Genomic DNA, 21,102 nt, shown 5'->3' with positions numbered 1-21,102 from the left:
CCAACCAGCCAAGAACTCAAGTTCTTGGCTAAAAGCTCAAGTCGTCTAAAGACGACTCAAACTCTTATCCAGTCAGCCTGAGGATGTCAACCTTGCGATCGCATCGTGTAATTCTGCAATCTAGGGATCAGGTTGGGATTGGAGAGATTCTAAGTTAGTAACTCGTTGCTGGAGTTGTGCGATCGCGGTTTCTGTCTGTTGATGAGTCTTCTGATAGAATCGCCCTCGATTAGCTAGATTCAATCCCAGAGTAATCGTAATCGGTACGGCGGCGATAACCATTTCCAATGCTGAACCAGTGAGGAAAACGTATTCGGTAATCTTTAGCCAGTAACGGTTACTCATAGCGGGTGCAACGGGAAATGGGTTACGAGATCAGGTAAAAGCGTAGCCTAATTTTCACAACATCTGGCACAATCAAGGCGGGAACGTTTGTGTAGGGGCGGGTTTGACTATTATCATTGGCTTACCCCACCCAGATGCAACTAAACCCGCCCTGATCGATGTGTAGCGGTGGTTAAAATGCTGTAACCGTCAAGCATTGCATTGGTATCGATGAGTGCGATCGCTACGAGGACATGGCAAACTCTGTCCCTATTGTCTCAGAAGCCGGATGTCAGCAATTTAGCGTACAGGCGTGGAAGGCGTGGCTATAGGTATTAAATCCCATTTTGTGTCAACGGTAGGTGTTTTATGGTTTGAGTGATCAAGTATTTTAGTTGATATGTTAAGCTATGGTTGACCCACATTATACTCAAAATGATCAACACTAAGACAACCCCTATTTTTTATAAATAAAGAGATAGTCGATTGGTCTACAAGGCATTTTAAATACTTTCAAGAGGCATAAATGTATTCCATCAGAATTAAAAATCTACGTTGTTTATCTGATACTGGTTTTATTCAGATAAAGCCTATTACTGTTCTGCTTGGACAAAATAGCTCAGGCAAGAGTACTTTTCTTCGTGTTTTACCTTTACTTAAGCAAAGTGTTGAATCTAGAACAACAGGTCCAATTCTATGGAATGGTCATCTAGTGGATTTTGGCGTATATGAAGATGCACATAGAAAAAATGCACAACAAGGTATTTTATTTTCATTTAAATTTCAATCTGATTTGTTTTATCCTTACACTAGATCTAAGTTAGTTTACACCAAAGAATATTTAGAGTCCATTGAAATTCGCATTGATTTAGAAATTTTTAAAATCAATGAAACAAATAAACCTAGAAGATTATCTATCTTTTTTGCAGATTCAACTATTGAAATAGAATTTGGAGAACATGAATATTTGTCTAAATTTTATGTAAACAATGAGAACTTTTTAAAGGCAGAAACTAAGTATAGATATCAACAATTAAGCAACAGCTATATTTTGCCAATCATTACTGAATACCAATCCGAAATAGATTCTGCTTCGGAGGAAATAGAAAGTCTACCTATTTACATTAGAGGACGCTTGCCGAGGTTTCGCAAAATCCCGGATATGCTCATAAAGGAAACTAAGAGAATAGCTGATCCCCGTACTTCTGAAAAAACCATCAAGAAAATGGCACGTTCGTTTGGTCTGGGAAGTTCTGAAGAAATGTTAAAAGACATTCAGGATAATCAATATGCTAAAAACTCTTGGAAAACTAAAACTAAAAACTGGACAATAGATACTGAAATTTTTAAAAGATTAAGGAATCTGATAATTGCTAATGCAGTGCCACTTATTATTGAGGATTGTGATAGTATTATAGGAAAAATTTCAAGGCAGATTAGATATATGGGTCCAGTACGAGCTATAGCGGAACGTTATTACCGCACTCAAGATCTGGCAGTCGATGAAGTAGACTATCAAGGACGTAATCTATCCATGTTCTTGCGAAATCTAACAGAATCAGAAATGAAAAACTTTGCCGACTGGACTTTTCGGAATTTTGGATTTAAGCCGTCAATTAAGTCTAGCCTTGGTCATATTTCTATAGAAATAATTCCTAGAGATTCAGATAAACCCGTAAATGTCGCGGATACTGGCTTTGGTTTTTCTCAACTTCTTCCTATAATTACTCAACTCTGGCTGCTGTGTGAAGCTCCAGAACGTCGCGCAGAAGGCAATCTAGACCGACAAACAAGTCAAACTCCTGTGGTATTTGCTATAGAACAGCCTGAGTTGCATCTTCATCCTCGTTTGCAGGGAATCCTAACAGATGTGTTGGTTGCTTCGGTTAAAGCCGCTAAGGATAAAAATATCAATTTTCGTTTGGTAATTGAAACCCATAGTGAAGTATTAGTAAACAGACTAGGGCATTTAGTTGCTGACAAAAAAATTAATTCTGAGGATATAAATATTGTTTTGTTTGAGCCATCTAAAGATAACGAATCAATAATAACAAGAACTTCTAAATTTGATTCAGATGGCTATCTTATTGATTGGCCCCTAGGTTTCTTCGAGATGGAATTTGAATAAAATGCTGATTGATATCCATAGTTCTTTGATCAGCCAAGATGAACAACAAAATACTTGGTCTGATGACATAATCAAAGCCCTTGAAATGCTTGCACTTGCACAAAAAGAGGGTAAACATGCAGTAATTTCTAATCGACCCACTTTAGATAAAATTAGGAAATGTCCACATTTATCTTTATCAGATAGAGATGTATACAACAAAGCATTTAATAATTTCACAAAGTTTCAGTCATATCGTTCTACTGTAACTAAGTACATTGAAGTTAACAATCAGTATAAAACACAACGGATTTGCTCTGACTCGGGTAAAACAGTTATTAAGGTTCCTCCAAAATTTTTTAATGATTCAGAAATAGTACAGAAGACTATACTGCTGTGTGAAAATACTAATGATGCAGTTTTGTATGAAAAAATCGCTAAGGTTTACCTGATATGGAACAATATAAAAATACAATTAGCTTGTGAGCATAGAGGGGGCGGGGGAAGTACAATTGCCACTGAGTACAGCAAAATCCAGCAAAACCAAAACCGTTTTTGTCTCTGCCTAGTGGATAGTGATAAATTCGCTCCAAATGGTAGTCTCGGTGATACTGCTAAATTAATTGAAAATCAAGCTAATTCCAATAAAATTAATGCTGGACTTATAATTTTAGATGTACGCGAAATAGAAAATTTAATCCCTATCTCCATTTTAGCTGATTTACCTGAATTATCACAAAGTCAAGAAAGGCAAGCAGCATTAAAAGTATTAAAGGAGATTGAAAATAATGATTTAAGATTATTTTTAGATATCAAAAAAGGTGTGGTACTACAAAATATAATTAGTAAAAGTGATGCTAATGTATGTAAATTCTGGGAAAACATTCTTCATAATGAATCTAATATTTTAGGTAGAATTAATATTCATTGTCTTAGTGATTGGGTATGCCATTCAAGTAGTCAATGCACTTGCAAGGTGTCTTTGGGTTTTGGGAAGAATATATTGGATAACACTATTAGCTGGCTTGAGAAAAAGTCGCTACATGAAGTTGCCAAGATGGTTGAGCCATCGTTACGTTCGGAGCCATCGTTACGTTCGCAATGGGAGAATCTAGGACAGGAGATTACAAATTGGTGTTTTGCACAGAAGCCAATTCGTGCTTAATTGGATAAACATGAAGATAGTGTTCTGGGCGCACGTCGGTGCGCCCCTACCAGTAATGTTCAAAAACAAATGACCAATGACCAATGACAAATGACAAACAATTAAAGCGCCTGCGCCCTTAACCACGCTACTGGTAAATAAAGCAACTTTCGCCCCTTAGACACATAAGCCCGTTGCGTAAATACATCATAATTATTACGCTCAATGACATCTAAAATCCCTTGATACAGCATCGTAGCCGCCCAGACGGGCCAACGCGCATCCCGACTCAGCGCCCCAATACCCTTTTCTGCGTAAGTATAAAACTTACGCGCCCGTTGAATTTGGAAGCGCATTAATTCCTGCCAGCGCTCGTCCACAACTCCCTTAAATAAGTCTTCTTCGGTATAATTAAATAGCGCCAATTCATCTAATGGCAAATAAATTCGACCCCGTTGGGCATCTTCGCCAACATCGCGGAGGATATTGGTTAACTGCTTGGCAATCCCCAACGCGATCGCTTCCTCTACCGGATTCGTGTCAAATTTACTATTCCAGGGCGTTTGACTCCAATCCAAATCAAATCCTAGCACCGGACTGGTCATTAACCCCACCGTACCCGCCACACGATAGCAGTACAGCTGAAGTTCTTCAAAGGTTTCATAACGGCTGCGATATAAGTCCATCCGTTGACCGGCAATCATATCCCGAAACGGTTGAATATCCATCGGGAACCGTTGCAACGTATCCACTAACGCTACATCCGCGTCCTCGATTGGCTGTCCCGCGAAAACAGATTCTAACTGCTGTTCCCAGCGATCCAAGGTTTCCGGTGTGGTTAAACGGGCTTGGGGACCATCCACCAGTTCATCGGTTCGCCGACACCAGAAGTAGATTGCCCATATCGCACGCCGCTTTTGTTCTGGCATCAGTAAGGTAGCCAGATAAAACGTCTTAGCGTATTTTGCTGTAATCTGACGACAGATTTCATAAGCCTCAGATTCAGGAACCAGCTTTCTCATGGGCGGAGATTTAGGCAATTGAAGCATTCGTTGCAGGTAATTCGGTTAGGGGCGAAGGAGTAGATCCTGGATTAAGTCATAGCAGTTAACCGTCAAAAGAAGTCAAAAGAATGGTACTGACTCCTATAGTCGAGAAACACGTTTCCCAGAACCCAAGCTCAAGTACGCTAAAGTTTAGCGGGTCAGTCTTGGAACCCAGTTCAACGGAACGCCAGCTTCCAGCCCACAGACAAAAAACAGCTTCTCGCCGATTTTAGTTCCAGGGCTTTAGCTGGGATAGTTACGGTAAAGACGGATAGTGGGGTGAGGATAATGAGTTTTTCTCTTAACCTGCCCCGACAACCTCTTTACTGTCCACCTGTTTAAACACCCGTTGACTTGAGCCTCCTGATTCATGACGCCTGACAATCACCTGCGATGTCAGCTTACCAGAAAGTACGGCACCCTCCATACTGGCAAGGTAACGTTGCATGGTGTAATCGCCAGTCAAGTAAAAATTGGGGATGGGTGTTTCTTGGGAGGGACGATGGGCTTGTCGTCCCGGAATGGCTTTGTAAACCGAACGTGGAGTTTTGACAATGTGATACTTGAGCAACTGGGCAGGGCTATCACTATCAAAATGTTTAGGGAAGAGTTTCTTGAGTTCTTCCATCGTCGCCGCCACAATATCCTGATCGGATTTACCAATCCAATCTTTAGCTGGGGCGAGAACTAACTCCAACATCGAACGGTCAGGGTTAGCGTATTCCCGACAGGTATTGCTCATGTCAGCATATACTGACAAAAGGGGCGATCGCGAAAACAGGAGATGGTCAATATCCGTTAATTTCCGGTCAAACCACAAATGCAGGTTAATCACCGGAACCCCTTCTAACCCTTCTAGCTTATTGAAAAATTCCATCTCCCGCCAAGGGTGAGGCATGATTAATTTTAAGGGATCAACGGGCATTGCCGAGACATAAGCATCCGCCGTCAGCACTTCGTCCCCATTTTCACCCCGAATCAAAAATCCTTGTACCGTCTGATCCGGATTGAGTAAAAATTCCTTCACCGGAACATTTAATCGTACCTCCCCACCCCTGGCGGTAATATAGTCTACCAAGGGTTGACAGAGGCGCTCCGTTGGGGAACCATCCAGGAATGCCATTTTCGAGCCATTCTTTTCCTGGAGAAAGCGATTCAGCGCCGTCAACACCACCGTTGCCGAAATTTCATCGGGGTTGATAAAATTCAGCGCTTTCGCCATGGCGATAAAGACTTGCTTTTCTACCCGTGGCGGTATAGTTTGACGCTGTAACCACTCGGAGAAGGAATATTGATCCATCTGTTCAACATACTTCTGACCATTAATAATGGCGGGAATCAAACCCAAGCCAAACCGGATCTTCTCCGACCAGGTCAGCATATCGTTATTCCGCAGAATCGCAATAATTCCGTTAATCGGTGCCGGTAAATCCGGGAAATCAAACCGAGAGTAGGTGCCGGGTTTCTCTGGCTGATTGAAAATCATGGTGTGGTCTTTCCACTGTAGCCGATCCTCAATCTCTAGCTCCTTAAAGAGCTGTAGCATATTGGGATAGGCACCAAAGAAGATATGTAACCCGGTTTCATACCAGTCTCCGTCTTCGTCTTGCCAAGCGGCAACTTTTCCGCCGAGAACGTCCCGACGTTCTAAAACAATGGGGGTGTGACCTGCATCCGTGAGATATTTGGCACAGGAAAGTCCAGCTAAACCCGCTCCAGCGATCGCAACTCGCATCTGATAGTAATACTCTTTAGTTAGGTGCTTGTCGGTGTACTCTGGATTTCATTATACTTTGCAATCCGTTACATTTGGTAAAAACTGTCGCCGACTTCATCTGCTCCCCCTGCTTCCCCTGCTCCCCCTGCTCCCAGACGTGCCATGGCACGTCTCTACAACCCCTGCTCCCCCTGCTCCCCCTGCTTCCCCATCTCCCTCACCCCCGTTCCCACGGTCATCAATGATGAACAAACCGACTCAGCTAATCTATCCTACCGTCGATCTATTCTTATATGACCTGCGCGAGAGTTTCGGTCACTCTCTCCCTGAAATCCATCACTACCGCCAACAATTTTGGCAAAAAATCGATCCCAACTTAGACGAAGATAAACTCAACCAATTAGCAGCCCTAGAAAATCCGGAAGCGGATTATGTTCAACTCTTGGTTAAGGCATTTGAATCTCCATTAGATGGATACTATCGGGCGCTGCAACTCGGAGATGCTTACGCCCTGCAAGTCAATTGTTCGGGGGACTATAAAGACCCAGAAACGAAACAACCGAATGATTCGACCCAACGGATTGAAACTTTAAGTAAGCTAAAAAAAATTATTGCTTCTCACATTAATCAGCAGGTGGATACCTGGGAACTGCTCCCCACCCAGCAAGGCACAATTGGTCAAACGTGGCTAGTGTCTGTACAGATTGCTGATAGTAATCAAGACCCCAAAGAACTAGCTAAAGGCTGTTATAAACAGCTCACGCCCAATTCTAAATGGACTCCTGAATTTAGAGAACAAGGACGATTGTTGGGGGCAAGGGTATTTGAATATTGGCATTCTCCCGATAATTGGCAGCAAGACTGGGAGTCGTTTAGCCAAGAAAACTATCATCTGATAATTTGCATGTTTCCCGCTGGCAAGAAAGTCACGGAAATTCGCCAAAGTATGTATGATATTCACTTGGATTTAATCCGTTTATTTAGCTATCGCCATAAAATTATTTGGGCATACTGGCAAAGTCGCTGCCGTACCCAAGAATTAAAACTTCAGTCTTATGAAATTAGAAGTTTAGTTGCCAGTGTTCGTACCTTGCCTAATCCAATTCCGGCTCAAGGCTTGAACTTAAAAGAACTGCAATCAACGTTAATCCAAACCTTACCCACGTTATCCGATTATGCCATGAATTTAAATGATTTAGACTATTATATGACCACGATTCAGGGAAATTTGGAAAATTATCAAAAGCGAATTCAAAAGCTGGAACGCGAAACAAGCAGCTATTTAAAGTTTTTGATCCATTTTAGTGAAGTAGCGAATGAAAAATATCTGCAACAAGTTGCTACAGATAGCGCGACATTTCGTCCCGGATTACCATTGATGGAAAATTTAATTCGCACGATTGGTAGTGTGAGTGGTATTGAACAAACCAAAAGCAATCGCACGCTGAATACAACCGTCGCGTTAATTGGTATCGGATTGATTGTCAGCAGTATCGCCGCGACAGTTTTGGTTGAACAACTGCCCCCAGCGAAAGAGACGCCATTCTTGTTCACCCCGGTATTTTGGGGAAGTATTAGCACAGGCGTCATCGCTGTAGTGATTGCCTTTATTTTTCTGTTTCGCGATCGCCGTTAGGAAAAATGTTGAGTGTTGACCCTTCACGACCTTTAAGGGAACCTGGTTTGTAGGGGCGGGTTTAGGGACTTTATGCGTGGCTATGGATGGTAATGTTTGTGCAAAACCCGCCCTGACCGAGTTTTAAGATATAAGAAAATCTGAGAATGGGGCAACCAATCAGGTAAGAAATGACATAAGACAAATGACATAAGACAAATGACAAATGACAAATGACTATTTAGCCAATCAGTGGTTGCAACAGGGAATTGAATACTTTAGGATTGGGCGCTACGGGGAAGCGATCGCGAGTTTTGAGCAGGCTGCCCAATTCCACCCCAATATGCCAGAAATTTGGTTCCATTGGGGGAATACTTGTTTTCATCTGGGATGGTTCGACGCGGCGTTGACGAACTATGAGAAAGCGATTACCTTGAAACCGGATTACTCAGAAGCCTGGTTTAATCAGGGAAATATTCTATTTAAATTAGGACGCCTAGAAGACGCTTTAGCGAGTTATGACCAAGCGACGCAATTTAATCCTGATTTGGCAGTAGCTTGGGGAAATCGGGCAAGTGCGCTGTATAATTTGGGGCAGTATGAAGAAGCGTTAGCCAGTTGTCAACAGGCGACTCACTGCCAACCGGATTATGTGCAAGCTTGGTATATGCAAGGGTTGGTGTTGATGAATGGGGGACGCAAAGAGGAAGCATTAGCAAGCTTTGATCAAGCCACAAGCTTAAATCATGACTATCTGGAGGCTTGGAAACATAAAGGCTGGATTCTGTTTAATTTAAACCGTTATACTGAAGCATTAGAAAGTTGGCAACAAGCGGTTTCACTACAGCCCAATGATTACGAGGTGTGGTTTCAGCAAGGGAATACATTTTATCGGTTGGAACGGTTAGACGATGCTTTAGCGAGTTATGAAAAAGCCGTTACCTTACAACCTGATGCCCCAGAAGCATGGAATAATCGGGGATTGGTTTTGTTTCATTTAACTCGCTATACCGAAGCCGTGACAAGCTGCGAAAAGGCAACTAAACTACAACCCAATTACCCAGAAGCCTGGTTTCATCGCGGTAATGCCTTGTTTAGTTTAGGACGTTTAGAGGATGCGATCGCGTCTTATGACCAAGCATTGCAGCTTAAACCCGATGATTCTGCCACTTGGGGCAATCGGGGCAGTGCATTATATAATTTGGGACGGTATCGGGAAGCGGTTTCGAGTTGCCAGAATGCCACCTATTTTAATCCCGATTATGCCGAGGCGTGGTACATGCAGGGATTAGCGCTAATGCAGGGAGAACAACCCAACGCCGCGATCGCCTGTTTGGATAAAGCGACAACGTTGAAACCTGATTATGCCCAAGCCTGGTTGTATCGGGGTCATTTATTATTTCAATTAGGGCATTTGGAAGACGCGATCGCCAGTTGTCAACAAGCGACAACCCTTCAACCCGCCTATGTCGAGGCTTGGTCTATTCAAGGTATCGCCTTGATGCAATTACAACGTCCCCAAGAGGCGATCGCTTGTTTGGATCGAGTGGTTGAATTGTACCCGGAACACCCGGAGGCTTGGAAACATCGGGGAACGGTTCTGTGTCAGTTGGAACGCTTAGAGGATGCGATTAACAGTTTTGATCGGGCAATTACCCTCAATCCAGATTACTTCCAGGCGTGGTATAATAAAGGGTTACTCCTCATGCATTTAGACCGCCCAGACGCCGCCATTACCACCTTTGATAACGCCCTAGAACTTCAACCGAATTTGTATCCCGCCTGGGTAAACCGAGGCAATTTATTATTACAAGAAGGGCGCTGGGACGCTGCGATCGCCAGTTATGATCAAGCCCTAGCTATTCAACCCAATTTTGCCGAAGCTTCGGCAAATCGAGGGATTGCCTTAGAGAGGTTAGGACGTTACCAAGACGCCTTAGAGAGTTATGATCAAGCCTTAGCCCTACAATCCGATGATGCCCAAACCTGGAATCATCACGGAGTTACCCTAATCCAGTTAGGACGTTACGAAGAGGCGTTAATCAGTTTCAGCAACGCCTTAGACAATCAGCCAGATGACCCAGAAACCTGGAATAATCGCGGATTAGCCTTGGATAATTTAGGGCGGTATGAAGAAGCAATGGTTTGTTTTGAACAAGCGATTGAATTAAACCCCGATTATGCCCAAGCCTGGAACAATCGCGGGTTAGCGTTACGGAATTTAGGACGAGAAGAGGAAGCGATTCTATCCTTTGATCAGGCATTAGAATTAAACCCAGATTACCCGGAAGCCTGGAATAATCGGGGTTTAGCGTTACGGAATTTAGGACGAGAAGAGGAAGCGAATGCCAGCTTTGAACAAGCAAATATGAAGGATTAGATAAGTTTAGTTTTTAGTGTATAATGGTTCAACCCTCATGTTTTGAGCAAAACGATGAGATTTATTAATCCCAAAACTGATTACGCCTTTAAGAAAATCTTTGGTTCCGCTGAAAGCAAAGACATTCTGATTAGTTTTCTCAATGCCTTGATTTATGACGGTAACGCTACCATTGAAGATTTAGAACTCATCAATCCCAACTTACCACCGAAAGTTGAAGGATTAAAAGATACTTACCTTGATGTCAAAGCTCAACTGAAAAACGGCACACTGGTGATCATTGAAATGCAAGTGCTGAATGTGCAATCCTTTGGGAAGAGAGTCTTGTTCAACGCCGCCAAGACCTATGCCTTTCAACTGCAAAAAGGAGAAGGCTACCGAATGCTCAAACCAGTCATTGCGCTAACTTTGACTGATTTTGAGATGTTCCCTGGTCGCCATCAATTTGCTTCCCGCTTCGTTTATCGAGAAGTATCCGATGGCTATGTTTATACCGAAAACGATATTGAACTGATTTTTGTTGAATTACCCAAGTTTACCAAAGATATTGAAGAACTAGAAACGATTACTGATAAATGGATTTACTTTATCAAATCAGCGCGATCGCTCGATCAAGTTCCCACAAATATGGATGATATTCCGGAACTTCACCGCGCCTTTGAAATTGCCAATCAAGCTAACCTAACCCTCGAAGAACTAGAAGATTTGGAGCGTCGAGAAATGTTTATTTATGATCAGCAAGGAGCGGTTGCTCTCGGTCGTCAAGAAGGTCGTCAAGAAGGTCGCATTACAGAAGCACGCGCTTTAGTCCTGCGTCTGCTGAACAAGCGATTTCCAGACAATACAGCGGAACTCAATAGCTTAGTAGAAGGTTTGTCTTTGTCAGCTTTAGAAGAGTTAAGCGATGCTATGTTTGAGTTGAATAATTGGGAAGATTTATTAACTTTATTGGCAGATATAAACCAATAAGTAGTCGGACAAAAGTAAAGTTAACGGTTGAGATTAGGGAACACCTTGACTTACCTCGACTCCGCTCGGTAACACGCTCGGTGTGTAACAGGGAACAGTAAGGGTTTGAGGGTGATTTACTTGCACTGGCTCCGGAGCGTGCCGTTTTCTTTTGTCCGACTACTTAAAGCAAGAAACCGTTGACGCTTAAATTTCTCTGCCCATTTCATAGCGTAAACTCAAAATTGCCAATACTTCGTCGATAATTTCTGTCCAATAGGAGGCTAAAGCTAACCGTTCGGGTACAATATGGCTGAAACGGGTCGAAAGTTCGGGGACAATATTAGGACTCATAAAATAGGCAAACTCTTTTAGTCCAGTAGACAGCGACCAATCGTAAGGATTATCCGTCTTCGCCAGATAGCGGCGCACACCGTCTAAAACAATCTCGGTTAGTTCTATACTCCAAGGAACGTGGCAATGGGTTAATAAACTAAACGCCGGATGTTGGCTATTAAAGGGAACCTTACTGGATGGGAATAAATTCAGGAAAAAACTATCCCGTTGTTCAGAATAGAGAACATTAATCAATCCAGAAATTAATTGACCTTGCGGGATCAAATAGCCCTTAAATGTACTATGGAACGACAGTAAACTCTCTGCCCAGTCCGGATTCTGTTGTCGCATCGCCGCTACCGCCCAACCTTCAACCAAGGAATGATCCCATTCACTCCGCTTCGCCGCTTGTATCCATTCAGTCGGGGATTCTTCCTGGAGTTCTGACCACAGAGAAAGGGGAGTCGCGGCGACGATTTGCAAAATCATCCAGGCTTTATTGCCTAATAACTGAGGTGGCTGTTTGCTATCAATCCCATCTCTAGTTATCTCTTGGTCATGATTATCCGGGAGGATAAAATCCAGATGCAAACGGTTACGCTTGCGCCGAAATGTGATTGCTGATTGGATGCGTTGCTTCATCCGCTGACATAAACTTGATTCCGGTAACTGTGCTAATAAATTAGCCGCTTGGCGTCGCACCTCTTGACGACGGTCATCTAGTGCCATCTCTAAAAATGGCTCATCCTCCAGGTTTAAGCCAATTTGCAGGGTGTCTAACAAGGCGATTCTGGCATCTGATGATTTTTGTTGCCACACAGTTACAAGTCGCTCCCGTGCTGAGGCGGGATGTTCATGCCGTAGATGGTGTAATAGAAGTCTGCGGGCGTCTAAACTTCCAGTTGTCCACGTTTGTTCGATATCCTCCTCTCCCACATAATTCCAATCCGGATTATGGGCGGCTAACCACCGTCCCCGTTGACCTAAAACTGGGAGAATTGCGGGGCGTAACTGGGGTGAGGTGCGTCCAATTTCGAGTAACTCTGGTAAACAATAGTCTGGAACACGGTATCCGGCGGTAGCGGTGGCGGTTAACCATTCCGGTAAGAGTTTTACCCGGTCTTTTTGTAGCATCAATTTCAGATAGTGGGCGGCGCGGGGGCTACAGGGGGGTTTATCCTCAGGTGGACAGGGTTGAGGTAGGGGTTGGTTATCGGTAATTGGGCGTTGTCCGGCGCGGTGATAGAGAGAAATTGCCCCAGCCGCGCTGAGTAATGTGGCTTCTGGGTCAGTTGGATTCAGTTGGGATAAAAGTTGACCGAGTGGGTTAGTGGCTGGAGTCAGGGTGAGAGTCCGTCTCTCGGTGCCAACTAAGGCGGTGGTGATTACGTCTTGCCAGAGACTCATTGAGGCTTTACCGAAGATAGGATGCTAAATCGATTTTAAGTTGCAACAATTTACCACGGCGATTAAAATCGCGGAACCACACCAACTTTCGTCCGCTTGACTATTGAATCGGGCGCAAGTCTTTGCGTCCCTACGGTTTCGGGTCTCCCGTTCTAATCCAGTAAATAAGGTGTGCCACGCCAATACTGGACTAACACAGCCAAAATTGTGGGATAGATTTGACTATTGAATCGGGCGCACGCCATGCGCCCCTACGGTTTCGGGTCTCCCGTTCTAATCCAGCAAATAAGGTGTGCCACGCCAATACTGGACTAACACAGCTAAAGTTGTGGGATAGATTTGGCGGTGAAATCGGGCGCACGCCATGCGCCCCTACGGTTTCGGGTCTCCCGTTCTAATCCAGCAAATAAGGTGTGCCACGCCAATACTGGATTAACACAGCTAAAATTGTGGATTAGATTTGACCATTGAATCGGGCGCAAGTCTTTGCGCCCCTACGGTTTCGGGTCTCCCGTTCTAATCCAGCAAATAAGGTGTGCCACGCCAATACTGGACTGACACAGCTAAAATTGTGGGATAGATTTGGCGGTGAAATCGGGCGCACGCCATGCGCCCCTACGGTTTCGGGTCTCCCGTTCTAATCCAGCAAATAATGTGTGCCACGCCAATACTGGACTGACACAGCTAAAATTGTGGGATAGATTTGGCGGTGAAATCGGGCGCACGCCATGCGCCCCTACAATTCTAATCCAGCAAATAAGGTGTGCCACGCCAATACTGTGAAAAGTAAGCACAGCTAGGAATTGACTATCCCACCACTACTCTTTTCTGTCGAAATCTTCAAGCTTTGCCGGGTAAATAATAGTTAGCTTTTCGGTTAGGTTGAAGCCAGTAAACCTAACAAAAGATAAGGCTAAGGTTCCCTACTACGAACGTTATCGAAAGGCAATAAACTGATGTTGGGAAAAAGCACTTAAGGGAAAAAAGTCATCCCCATTCCATTCGCCAAACACGGTGATGGGATGTCCCCCACTCAGGGCAAATAACTGCCAATTCTCTGTAAATTTGGGGGTGAGGCGTAATAGGTGATTGTCACCGTCGCGCAATGCCCATCCTTGGTTATACTTCTGGGGAATAACTCCTTGTAAGCTGAGGGGAAATTGGTCTAACCAGGGTTGACAAGCTAACCCATTTGTGTATTGATTTAGAGCGGTTGCGATCGCGCTTTCCCCTTCCATTTCTGTAAATGGTATGGCTGGGGCATGACGGGTTTTGACAATTGCCCGCAACGGATAAGCGCTGGCAAAGAATCCCAAATCGGCGTCGAGGAGACTACCGGGAATGAGACTGGTGTCTAGGGGTTGAGAATGATGGGCAAACGTCAGGATTAGGGCAAATCGATGCGTCTGTTGTCCTTGTAACCATATCCGTTGCGCTTTCAGGTTATCCTGGTCTTCGATACACTGTCCTAAAATTAACCAGCGATCGCGGATCATCGAGGTAGCGGTTTCTTCTTTTTGTCCCCAACCAATCGCCGTGCGGATATCGGCTTGCCTGTCTGGGGGTAATTTTTCTAGGCGTTGAAATCCTTGAAGTAACAAATACAAGCGTCCCAACCGTGCCAAGAGGCGTTCTTGCCAACCCACCCCCGTATACGGAATCCCCGACATCTCCTGTAACTGACGCGCCAATCCTGGGGCTTGAGCATCAATCATTCGGGCGGCTACCGTATCCCAAAAACTATAGTCTTTTTCCGGTAAGTTGGCTAATCCCTGACGGACTAAATCACGCAACCAACGGTCTAATTCTTGCACCCCGGCGGTAACATTTTCCTCCCGTTTGGCGGCGCGTTTGGCTTTAGCCACGGGATCAGCAACGTTTTCTGATTTTTCTACCTTTTTCGCCTGTTTTTGACGGCGAGTGTTAATCCAATCGTTTACCCAATCAGGGGATTGATTTTGGTTAAAACTATCGGGTTGATTGGCGAAGAGTAAAAGGAGTCCGAGTCCATGTTTGCAGGGAAATTTACGACTCGGACAACTGCATTTAAACGCTGTTTCACCTAAATCGATTTGGGTTTGATAGGGGTTATTTCCACTTCCTTTACACTCTCCCCACACCGCCTCCTGATTTTGTCCCAATTCTTGCCATTTCGATAAACGTGCCAAGCCTTGACCATTTTGGGCAGACTTAGCATCGGGGGCGAGTGCGAGGATTTGTTCCGAAGTCCAGGTAATAGGCATGTTCCTAGTGGCGCTCTCTTGCTCCCCTCTTGCTCCCCTCTTGCTCCCCTCTTGCTCCCCTCTTGCTCCCCTCTCCCAAGCTTGGGAGAGGGGCTGGGGGTGAGGGCTGGCTTGGGAGAGGGACTGAGGATGAGGGCTATAGCGTCACCTACAGATGATGGTGCAACGGTAAAGCCAGCTTGTGCGATCGCGTAAGACCCAAACCCCGATTATCATGAATTAGCGCATTTTGTCAATTTAGCCACAAAAATTAACATAGTTACCCTCTATATTAACAATAGAGATAAATAAAGAGGGATAGTAGTCATGGGCTTAATCAACAACATCGAAGTTCGTCCCTTGGAATCGGTCAAAGGCGGAACAGTCGATTTTTACACTCCCCAATCGAGTCACGAAACCATACTGGTGCAGATTCCACCTGCTACCGTGGAAGATCTATTTGTTCACCGATTTCAAACCGATCAACTTTTAGTTGTGCGGGGAACTTTTGTCTTAGTGGTGCTAAGAAATCGTCAGTATGATTATATTCCTTTAATTGACGCTCAGCCAACAGTCGTAAAAGTCCCCGCCGGGATTCTTCATGGTGCAATTAATCTCAGTTCCGAAACTTGTGTGGTAGTGAATGCTGTCTTGCGTCATGGTACACCCCATGAACGGGATTATCAGCCAATCAAACCACCGTTCCCTTACGATTTAGAATTGGCTCAAGCTAAGTTAACAGAAGTCAATTCTTCGACTAACCCCCAATTATTACCAATAGGTTAATTGAACCATTGCTCAATTCAGCAGGGAATTGGCAACAGATTGGATTACACCATCACAGGGGCTTTCTGTTTCCGACGCTGCTTGGGAACCATTCGCAGGTTGCCAGGAGGCGCGATCGTTAAACCGCGACGCATCGGCTTCACCGGACGATTATCGGTTAATGCCAGTTCAAACTGTGACAAAATAGTCGCCAGTACCAGCTTCATTTCCAACAGTGCCAATGCTGAACCAATACAGCGACGGTTCCCGCCACCAAAGGGAAAATATTCGTAAGGGGAATATTGCCGTTCTAGAAAACGTTCTGGTTTAAATTGCTTGGGTTGGGGATAGATATCCTCCCGATGATGAACTAAATAAATAGAAGGCATTAACGCTGTACCCGCTTCAAATTGATATCCCATGATTTCTATGGGTGATTTGGGAATCCGAATGAAGGTACTCGGAGCAATGGGATAAATTCGCAGGGTTTCTTGACAGACGGCTGTCAGATAGGGAAGCCGAGATATTGCCATTGGATCACCCTCTGCATCCAAGGTTTCTAATTCCTCAAGCAGCTTTTGACGCACGTCTGGCAGATAATGAATCCAATACAATGCCCAAACCAATGCAGACGCCGTGGTTTCATGACCCGCAATTAGAAGTGTCATTAACTGATCATGTAATTCCTCATCCGTCATCGGCTCACCTGCTTCATCTCGTGCCGATAGGAGTAATGTTAAAATATCGGTTCGTGACTCATCCCCTTGCTCCCGACGTTCGCGAATCTCATCAAAAACCAACTGTTTGATCTGCTGCTTTAACTGCAAAAAACGCCCCCAGGGACTCCACGCACCCCAATCCTGTCGCAACCAAGGGAAAAAGAGCAGAGTGGAACTGAGGGGAGAATCAAAGGATGCCAGAAGGGTACTCAGCAGTTGTCTCAGTTGGGTGTAACGTTCTCCCTGATTCAAGCCAAACACGGCTTGTAAAATCACCCGCAGGGTAATCTCTTGCGTATAGGTACGGATGATCAACGGTTGACCCACTGTCCATTCTGCGGTTACCCTTTCCGTAATATCACAAATAAGCTGACCATACTCTCGCAAGCGATCGCCATGAAAGGGAGGCATCAGCAGGCGGCGTTGGCGCTGATGGGGTTCACCATCTAACATCAGCAGTGAGTTATCCCCGACTAAATAGCGCAAAACCCCATTTCCTCGACCCGATTCAAATAACTCTGGATCAGCCGTAAAAATCTCTTTAATCGCCTGGGGATTGCTCACATAGACAAAGGGAGGAGCGTTATCCCCGCCAATTTTGAACATGTCTCCATACCGTTGAGCATAATTATCTAGGTAGTCCAAGGGGCGAAAAATCAGCTTGATAATCCGGAAAATTCTCAGATATCGGGGTGTGCGCGGACCTGTGAGTGGTTTCATAGAGTCTTGCTGTTAGCGGCTACTCTTTTTATCTTGCCTAATTTTTCCCGATACGTTGCTCTAAGATTATCAAATTAAGTTATTCTACTTATATCTTAGGCAACCGCTAGGACAAGTCAAGAGCGGCACCAATGACTCAAACTGTTCAGGCTTCCACTATCCAAATCGATGAATTAGAATCGAGTTTTGGTTTACAAGAAATTGTCGATGATCAATTTTTTCGGGAATGGCAAGATAACTTACCAGAGATTGGCGCATGGGAAAAAGAATCATTAGATAGACTGAAAGCCGGATATCTGAATTTACTCAAGAAACCGCCATTCGCCGAAAATGCGATCAGGATGGCGGTTCTTCATCCCTTGCTATTCATCGCTGGATTTTATCTATCGCCGTTTACTGTAAAACCCGAAAAATCAATCACCATTGCTTTAAACGATGAAGATGGCTTAATTATCGAAGGACGCATTGATGTTTTAGTCTTAAAAGAGCAGTTTTGGTTAATGGTAATTGAAACGAAACGGGCAGGAATTAGTTTAGAAGCAGGAATGGCTCAACTCTTGGCTTATATGCTAGGAACACCTAATCCGGAAAAACCTGTATTTGGTCTGTTAACGAATGGGGGTCATTTCCTGTTTGCCAAATTGGTTCACGGAGAAACCCCTCAGTACGCTTTATCGGATGAATTTGTGCTGCGCCGACGGGAGAATGAGTTGTATCGTGTCTTAAGTATCCTGAAACATTTGGCTCAATTAATTTGATCCGTTAAAATGAAATCTGGTACGCCTTACCTACCTGACATAAAATATGATTAGAATTACACTTGAACTTTCATCCGAAGTGGAAGCGAAACTAAGGGAAAGCCTTGTCCATCATGACGCTACAGAGATGCGCCAATTATTAGCTGAAGCTTTTTCTCCCACAGTGGAAAGGTTGCTAAAGCAAGCATCTGAACCATCACCATCAAATGATGAGTTTGAGTTCATCGCCGATCAGTTAGCGGAGGAATTTGCCGCTTGTGTTGGATCTGATGCACCAATGTTATCTGATTATGCTGTGAGTCGTGCAGGTATTTATTCAAATTGATGTACTTTGAATTAAAGAGTATAAACGCGAACAATATCTGTTCCCTGTTCCTTTATAATCTAAACCATCAACTTTAATTTTGTTCGACTACTGGACTGACACAGCTAAAATTGTGGGATAGATTTGACGTTTAACCCTTCGACTTCGCTCAGGGTTAAACCGGGCGCAAGGCTTGCGCCCCTACAATTATAATCTACCATTTTAGGTGTGCCACGACACTACTTATCGTTCATTTCAAGGTTTTTGGTAAAGGCGATCGCGTCCCGATTTCATACCCTTGCTTTTCAATCAAACGTTCCAACTCTTTCACCCGTTTTTTGGGTGCAGGATGGGTTGACAGGAAGGCAAAATTGGCTCCGGATTTCTCACTCATTCGTTCAAAAAAGTCTGTAGCTCCGGCGACATGACCGTAAGTGTCATCTAATAACATTAAACCAAACGCATCCGCTTCCTGTTCCTGAGACTGAGAATACTGCGATCGCGCAATGGCTTCCACCGCCCCCGAAGCCGCTGATTGTAAGGCTCCTGCATCTCCGAGGAAATAGGCTAAGGCTACCCGTACCACCAAAACTCGTCCCAAACCCCGAAGGTGATCCCGGTGAGCAAAATGACCCAATTCATGGGCTAAAACCATCATCAATTCATTCTCAGACTCTGCTTGTTCCAGTAAACCCTGATAAATAACAATAGCATCTCCCGGTAACGCGATCGCATTCACCGTAGACTCTGGCAAATACAGCACCTGATAATCCCGCGCTTTTTGTTGTTCAGGGGGAAGTTCCTGTTCCAAACGATCTAATAATTGGTTCAGAGTATCTTGAGTTGGAGACGGTTTAGCTTGTTTCTCGTAAACTGGCACAATTACCGCCCCCAATTTTTGCTCCACACTCGGCGGAATCATCCCAATTAAACCATTCACCAGCAGATTCAACAGCCAGAAAATAGCCACAATAAACCCGATAAATAACCCCAATAAAATTAGGAGTTGGCGATTACTCGGCGGCGGATTGCGATTTGTTGGAGCATTAGACATAGAAAATTCGTTCGTAGTGAGCGCTTTAGCGCTCTAATAATGACCATCTTCCTCAAAATCATCCCAATCTTTACCGTAATCACGCACAGGATATTCAATCCACGCATCTCTCAACCACTGGCGTCCGAAATTTTCCAAATACCAATGAACGCTACTTTCACGCCAATCATAAGGAGATTGGCTCCAGCCATGTTTAACTGGATTGTAATGGAGATAGTTTAAAGCAGCAAAATAATGTCGTTCTGATCGAATAGCGCGATCGCTATAACGATACCAAACCTTACGACGGGTGACATTATCATCCCGATTCCATTGATAAGAAGTACGACCATGTACTAAGCGAAATAAGCGACTCAACTCATCAAAATTAGTCAGATGTACCAGGAGATGATAGTGATTTGGCAGAACAACCCAGGCGCGGATTTCCATCCCAGCCGTTACGAACGCATCAAATAGCAAATTGAGTAACTCTTGGCGGCGACATTCATCCTTAACATGGCACTTGTGTTCATAACAAGCTGCTGTTAAGAGATAAAATTCCTTGTCAGTCACAACATGGGGAGGCGCGTGAGGTGGATAACCACGAGACAAGCGTTGCTGAACTAATTCAGCTTGTTGTATGGGAGTTAGTCGGCGATATTCATACATAATATTCTGGCTCGTATGTATGTATGTATGTACGTATGTAGTCGGCACTTTAGTGCCTCAAAGCGCTGAAGCGCTTACTACATACTATTTTTGTACCTATGTATGTACGTAGTCGGCACTTTAGTGCCTAGAAGCGCTAAAGCGCTTACTACATACTAATTATTACTCTTCGTCGGGCGGAAGGGATTTAAGAAATTAATTAAACTATAGAGTTCTCTCGACTGCACCCATAACCGCCCTTCTCCATTAAACCGACAAACTAATCCTTCACCCCCCAAAATCCCCGTTCGTAATCCACGAAACGATAACCCGCCCAGCATTTCTACGTTATAATTCAACGTATCTTCAAATGCCACAATATAACTGGTATCTACCACATAATCCCCAGCCACAGGAATTTCCACAATCGCCCCATAGGAACTAAACCAAACATCCCCGACTCCAGTTACCCGAATTAAAAACAAAGATTCGCCACTAAAGAAGCCTTTAAACCCTTGAAACTTGGTATCTATCTCTACCGTGGGACTGGCGGCGACAAATCCAGAAGATTGAATCATTAAGCCATTCCCTTGCAAGTAATAGTGACAAATATCTCCAGGGACTCCAGGTGAAACATACAATTGTCCTGATTTGCCCTCAGCCGTAAACTCACTGATAAAAAAGGACTCACCACTTACCATTCGCCCCAGTCCTTTCATCAAACCACCCTTAGCCCTGGACTTCATTTTAATACAGGTATCCATTGCCGCCATAGCGCCGGATTCAACTACAACTGTTTCATTGGTTTTTAAGTTAATAACCAAAGACGCATAAGACGGTGAATGCTCTATTTTATAAGAAATTTGCTGACTCATGATGATTTATCCTTTATTTATTTTTCCCACCATT

General features: G+C 44.2%; 17 protein-coding genes and 1 pseudogene. 9 read left to right on the top strand and 9 right to left on the bottom strand.

Annotated features, from left to right (window positions below; translation table 11 throughout):
* Window positions 1-120: 120 nt before the first annotated feature.
* On the bottom strand, window positions 121-345 hold the full coding sequence (locus RIC07_RS29820; protein WP_446397673.1) for a hypothetical protein: 225 nt from the start codon (window positions 343-345) through the stop codon (window positions 121-123).
* Between the two features lie 182 nt (window positions 346-527).
* Here RIC07_RS29820 and RIC07_RS29815 point away from each other — a divergent pair.
* From RIC07_RS29815 to RIC07_RS29805, 3 genes and pseudogenes are all read left to right on the top strand, one after another.
* Window positions 528-653, top strand: a pseudogene (locus tag RIC07_RS29815) (tRNA dihydrouridine(20/20a) synthase DusA); the annotation flags it as partial.
* A 197-nt stretch (window positions 654-850) separates the two neighbouring features.
* Window positions 851-2,452 carry an AAA family ATPase gene (locus RIC07_RS29810; protein ID WP_446397672.1) on the top strand — a complete coding sequence of 534 codons (1,602 nt, stop codon included), beginning with the start codon at window positions 851-853 and terminating at the stop codon, window positions 2,450-2,452.
* A gap of 1 nt (window position 2,453) precedes the next feature.
* Window positions 2,454-3,596 (top strand): hypothetical protein, encoded by a 1,143-nt coding sequence (locus RIC07_RS29805; RefSeq protein WP_446397671.1) that lies wholly within the window; start codon window positions 2,454-2,456, stop codon window positions 3,594-3,596.
* Window positions 3,597-3,697: 101 nt separating this feature from the next.
* Here RIC07_RS29805 and crtB read toward each other — a convergent pair whose 3' ends face one another.
* The gene (gene crtB, locus RIC07_RS29800) at window positions 3,698-4,624 is read right to left on the bottom strand and encodes a 15-cis-phytoene synthase CrtB (RefSeq protein WP_446340899.1); all 927 of its coding nucleotides are present in this window, start codon (window positions 4,622-4,624) and stop codon (window positions 3,698-3,700) included.
* A 298-nt stretch (window positions 4,625-4,922) separates the two neighbouring features.
* Window positions 4,923-6,356: a 15-cis-phytoene desaturase gene (pds, locus tag RIC07_RS29795; protein ID WP_446397670.1), complete on the bottom strand. Its 1,434-nt coding sequence runs from the start codon at window positions 6,354-6,356 to the stop codon at window positions 4,923-4,925.
* Between the two features lie 223 nt (window positions 6,357-6,579).
* On the opposite strand from pds, the gene RIC07_RS29790 reads away from it, so the two are divergent.
* From RIC07_RS29790 to RIC07_RS29780, 3 genes are all read left to right on the top strand, one after another.
* Entirely contained in the window at window positions 6,580-7,974 is a 1,395-nt protein-coding gene (locus RIC07_RS29790) for a DUF308 domain-containing protein (protein ID WP_446397669.1), read from the top strand.
* A gap of 205 nt (window positions 7,975-8,179) precedes the next feature.
* The gene (locus RIC07_RS29785) at window positions 8,180-10,333 is read left to right on the top strand and encodes a tetratricopeptide repeat protein (RefSeq protein WP_446397668.1); all 2,154 of its coding nucleotides are present in this window, start codon (window positions 8,180-8,182) and stop codon (window positions 10,331-10,333) included.
* 54 nt (window positions 10,334-10,387) lie between these two features.
* A complete protein-coding gene (locus RIC07_RS29780) occupies window positions 10,388-11,302 on the top strand; it encodes an Rpn family recombination-promoting nuclease/putative transposase (RefSeq protein WP_446397667.1) in 915 nt (304 codons plus the stop codon).
* Window positions 11,303-11,488: 186 nt separating this feature from the next.
* On the opposite strand, the gene RIC07_RS29775 is transcribed toward RIC07_RS29780, so the two are convergent.
* Together RIC07_RS29775 and RIC07_RS29770 are read right to left on the bottom strand one after the other, a co-directional pair.
* Window positions 11,489-13,024 (bottom strand): DUF5691 domain-containing protein, encoded by a 1,536-nt coding sequence (locus RIC07_RS29775; RefSeq protein ID WP_446397666.1) that lies wholly within the window; start codon window positions 13,022-13,024, stop codon window positions 11,489-11,491.
* A gap of 935 nt (window positions 13,025-13,959) precedes the next feature.
* Window positions 13,960-15,267: an SWIM zinc finger family protein gene (locus RIC07_RS29770; RefSeq protein ID WP_446397665.1), complete on the bottom strand. Its 1,308-nt coding sequence runs from the start codon at window positions 15,265-15,267 to the stop codon at window positions 13,960-13,962.
* A gap of 306 nt (window positions 15,268-15,573) precedes the next feature.
* Here RIC07_RS29770 and RIC07_RS29765 point away from each other — a divergent pair, with 306 nt between their 5' ends.
* Entirely contained in the window at window positions 15,574-16,032 is a 459-nt protein-coding gene (locus tag RIC07_RS29765; RefSeq protein ID WP_446397664.1) for a dTDP-4-dehydrorhamnose 3,5-epimerase, read from the top strand.
* Window positions 16,033-16,076: 44 nt separating this feature from the next.
* Here the strand turns inward: RIC07_RS29765 and RIC07_RS29760 are convergent, their stop codons facing one another.
* Window positions 16,077-17,450, bottom strand: a complete 1,374-nt coding sequence (locus tag RIC07_RS29760) for a cytochrome P450 (protein WP_446397663.1) — start codon at window positions 17,448-17,450, stop codon at window positions 16,077-16,079.
* 131 nt (window positions 17,451-17,581) lie between these two features.
* On the opposite strand from RIC07_RS29760, the gene RIC07_RS29755 reads away from it, so the two are divergent.
* Window positions 17,582-18,208: a restriction endonuclease subunit R gene (locus tag RIC07_RS29755; RefSeq protein ID WP_446397662.1), complete on the top strand. Its 627-nt coding sequence runs from the start codon at window positions 17,582-17,584 to the stop codon at window positions 18,206-18,208.
* Between the two features lie 46 nt (window positions 18,209-18,254).
* On the top strand, window positions 18,255-18,533 hold the full coding sequence (locus tag RIC07_RS29750) for a hypothetical protein (protein ID WP_446397661.1): 279 nt from the start codon (window positions 18,255-18,257) through the stop codon (window positions 18,531-18,533).
* A 229-nt stretch (window positions 18,534-18,762) separates the two neighbouring features.
* Here RIC07_RS29750 and RIC07_RS29745 read toward each other — a convergent pair whose 3' ends face one another.
* The 3 genes from RIC07_RS29745 to RIC07_RS29735 all read right to left on the bottom strand — a co-directional run bounded on the left by RIC07_RS29745 (window position 18,763) and on the right by RIC07_RS29735 (window position 21,068).
* A complete protein-coding gene (locus RIC07_RS29745) occupies window positions 18,763-19,566 on the bottom strand; it encodes a M48 family metallopeptidase (protein ID WP_446397660.1) in 804 nt (267 codons plus the stop codon).
* A 33-nt stretch (window positions 19,567-19,599) separates the two neighbouring features.
* Window positions 19,600-20,214, bottom strand: a complete 615-nt coding sequence (locus RIC07_RS29740; RefSeq protein WP_446397659.1) for an REP-associated tyrosine transposase — start codon at window positions 20,212-20,214, stop codon at window positions 19,600-19,602.
* Window positions 20,215-20,369: 155 nt separating this feature from the next.
* Window positions 20,370-21,068: a TIGR00266 family protein gene (locus RIC07_RS29735; protein ID WP_446397658.1), complete on the bottom strand. Its 699-nt coding sequence runs from the start codon at window positions 21,066-21,068 to the stop codon at window positions 20,370-20,372.
* Window positions 21,069-21,102: the final 34 nt, after the last annotated feature.

Source organism: Coleofasciculus sp. E1-EBD-02 (assembly GCF_040218245.1).
Classification (GTDB): Bacteria; Cyanobacteriota; Cyanobacteriia; order Cyanobacteriales; family Coleofasciculaceae; genus Coleofasciculus.
Note: the sequence above shows the minus strand (reverse complement) of the source record. Positions and strands in the feature narration are given on the sequence as shown.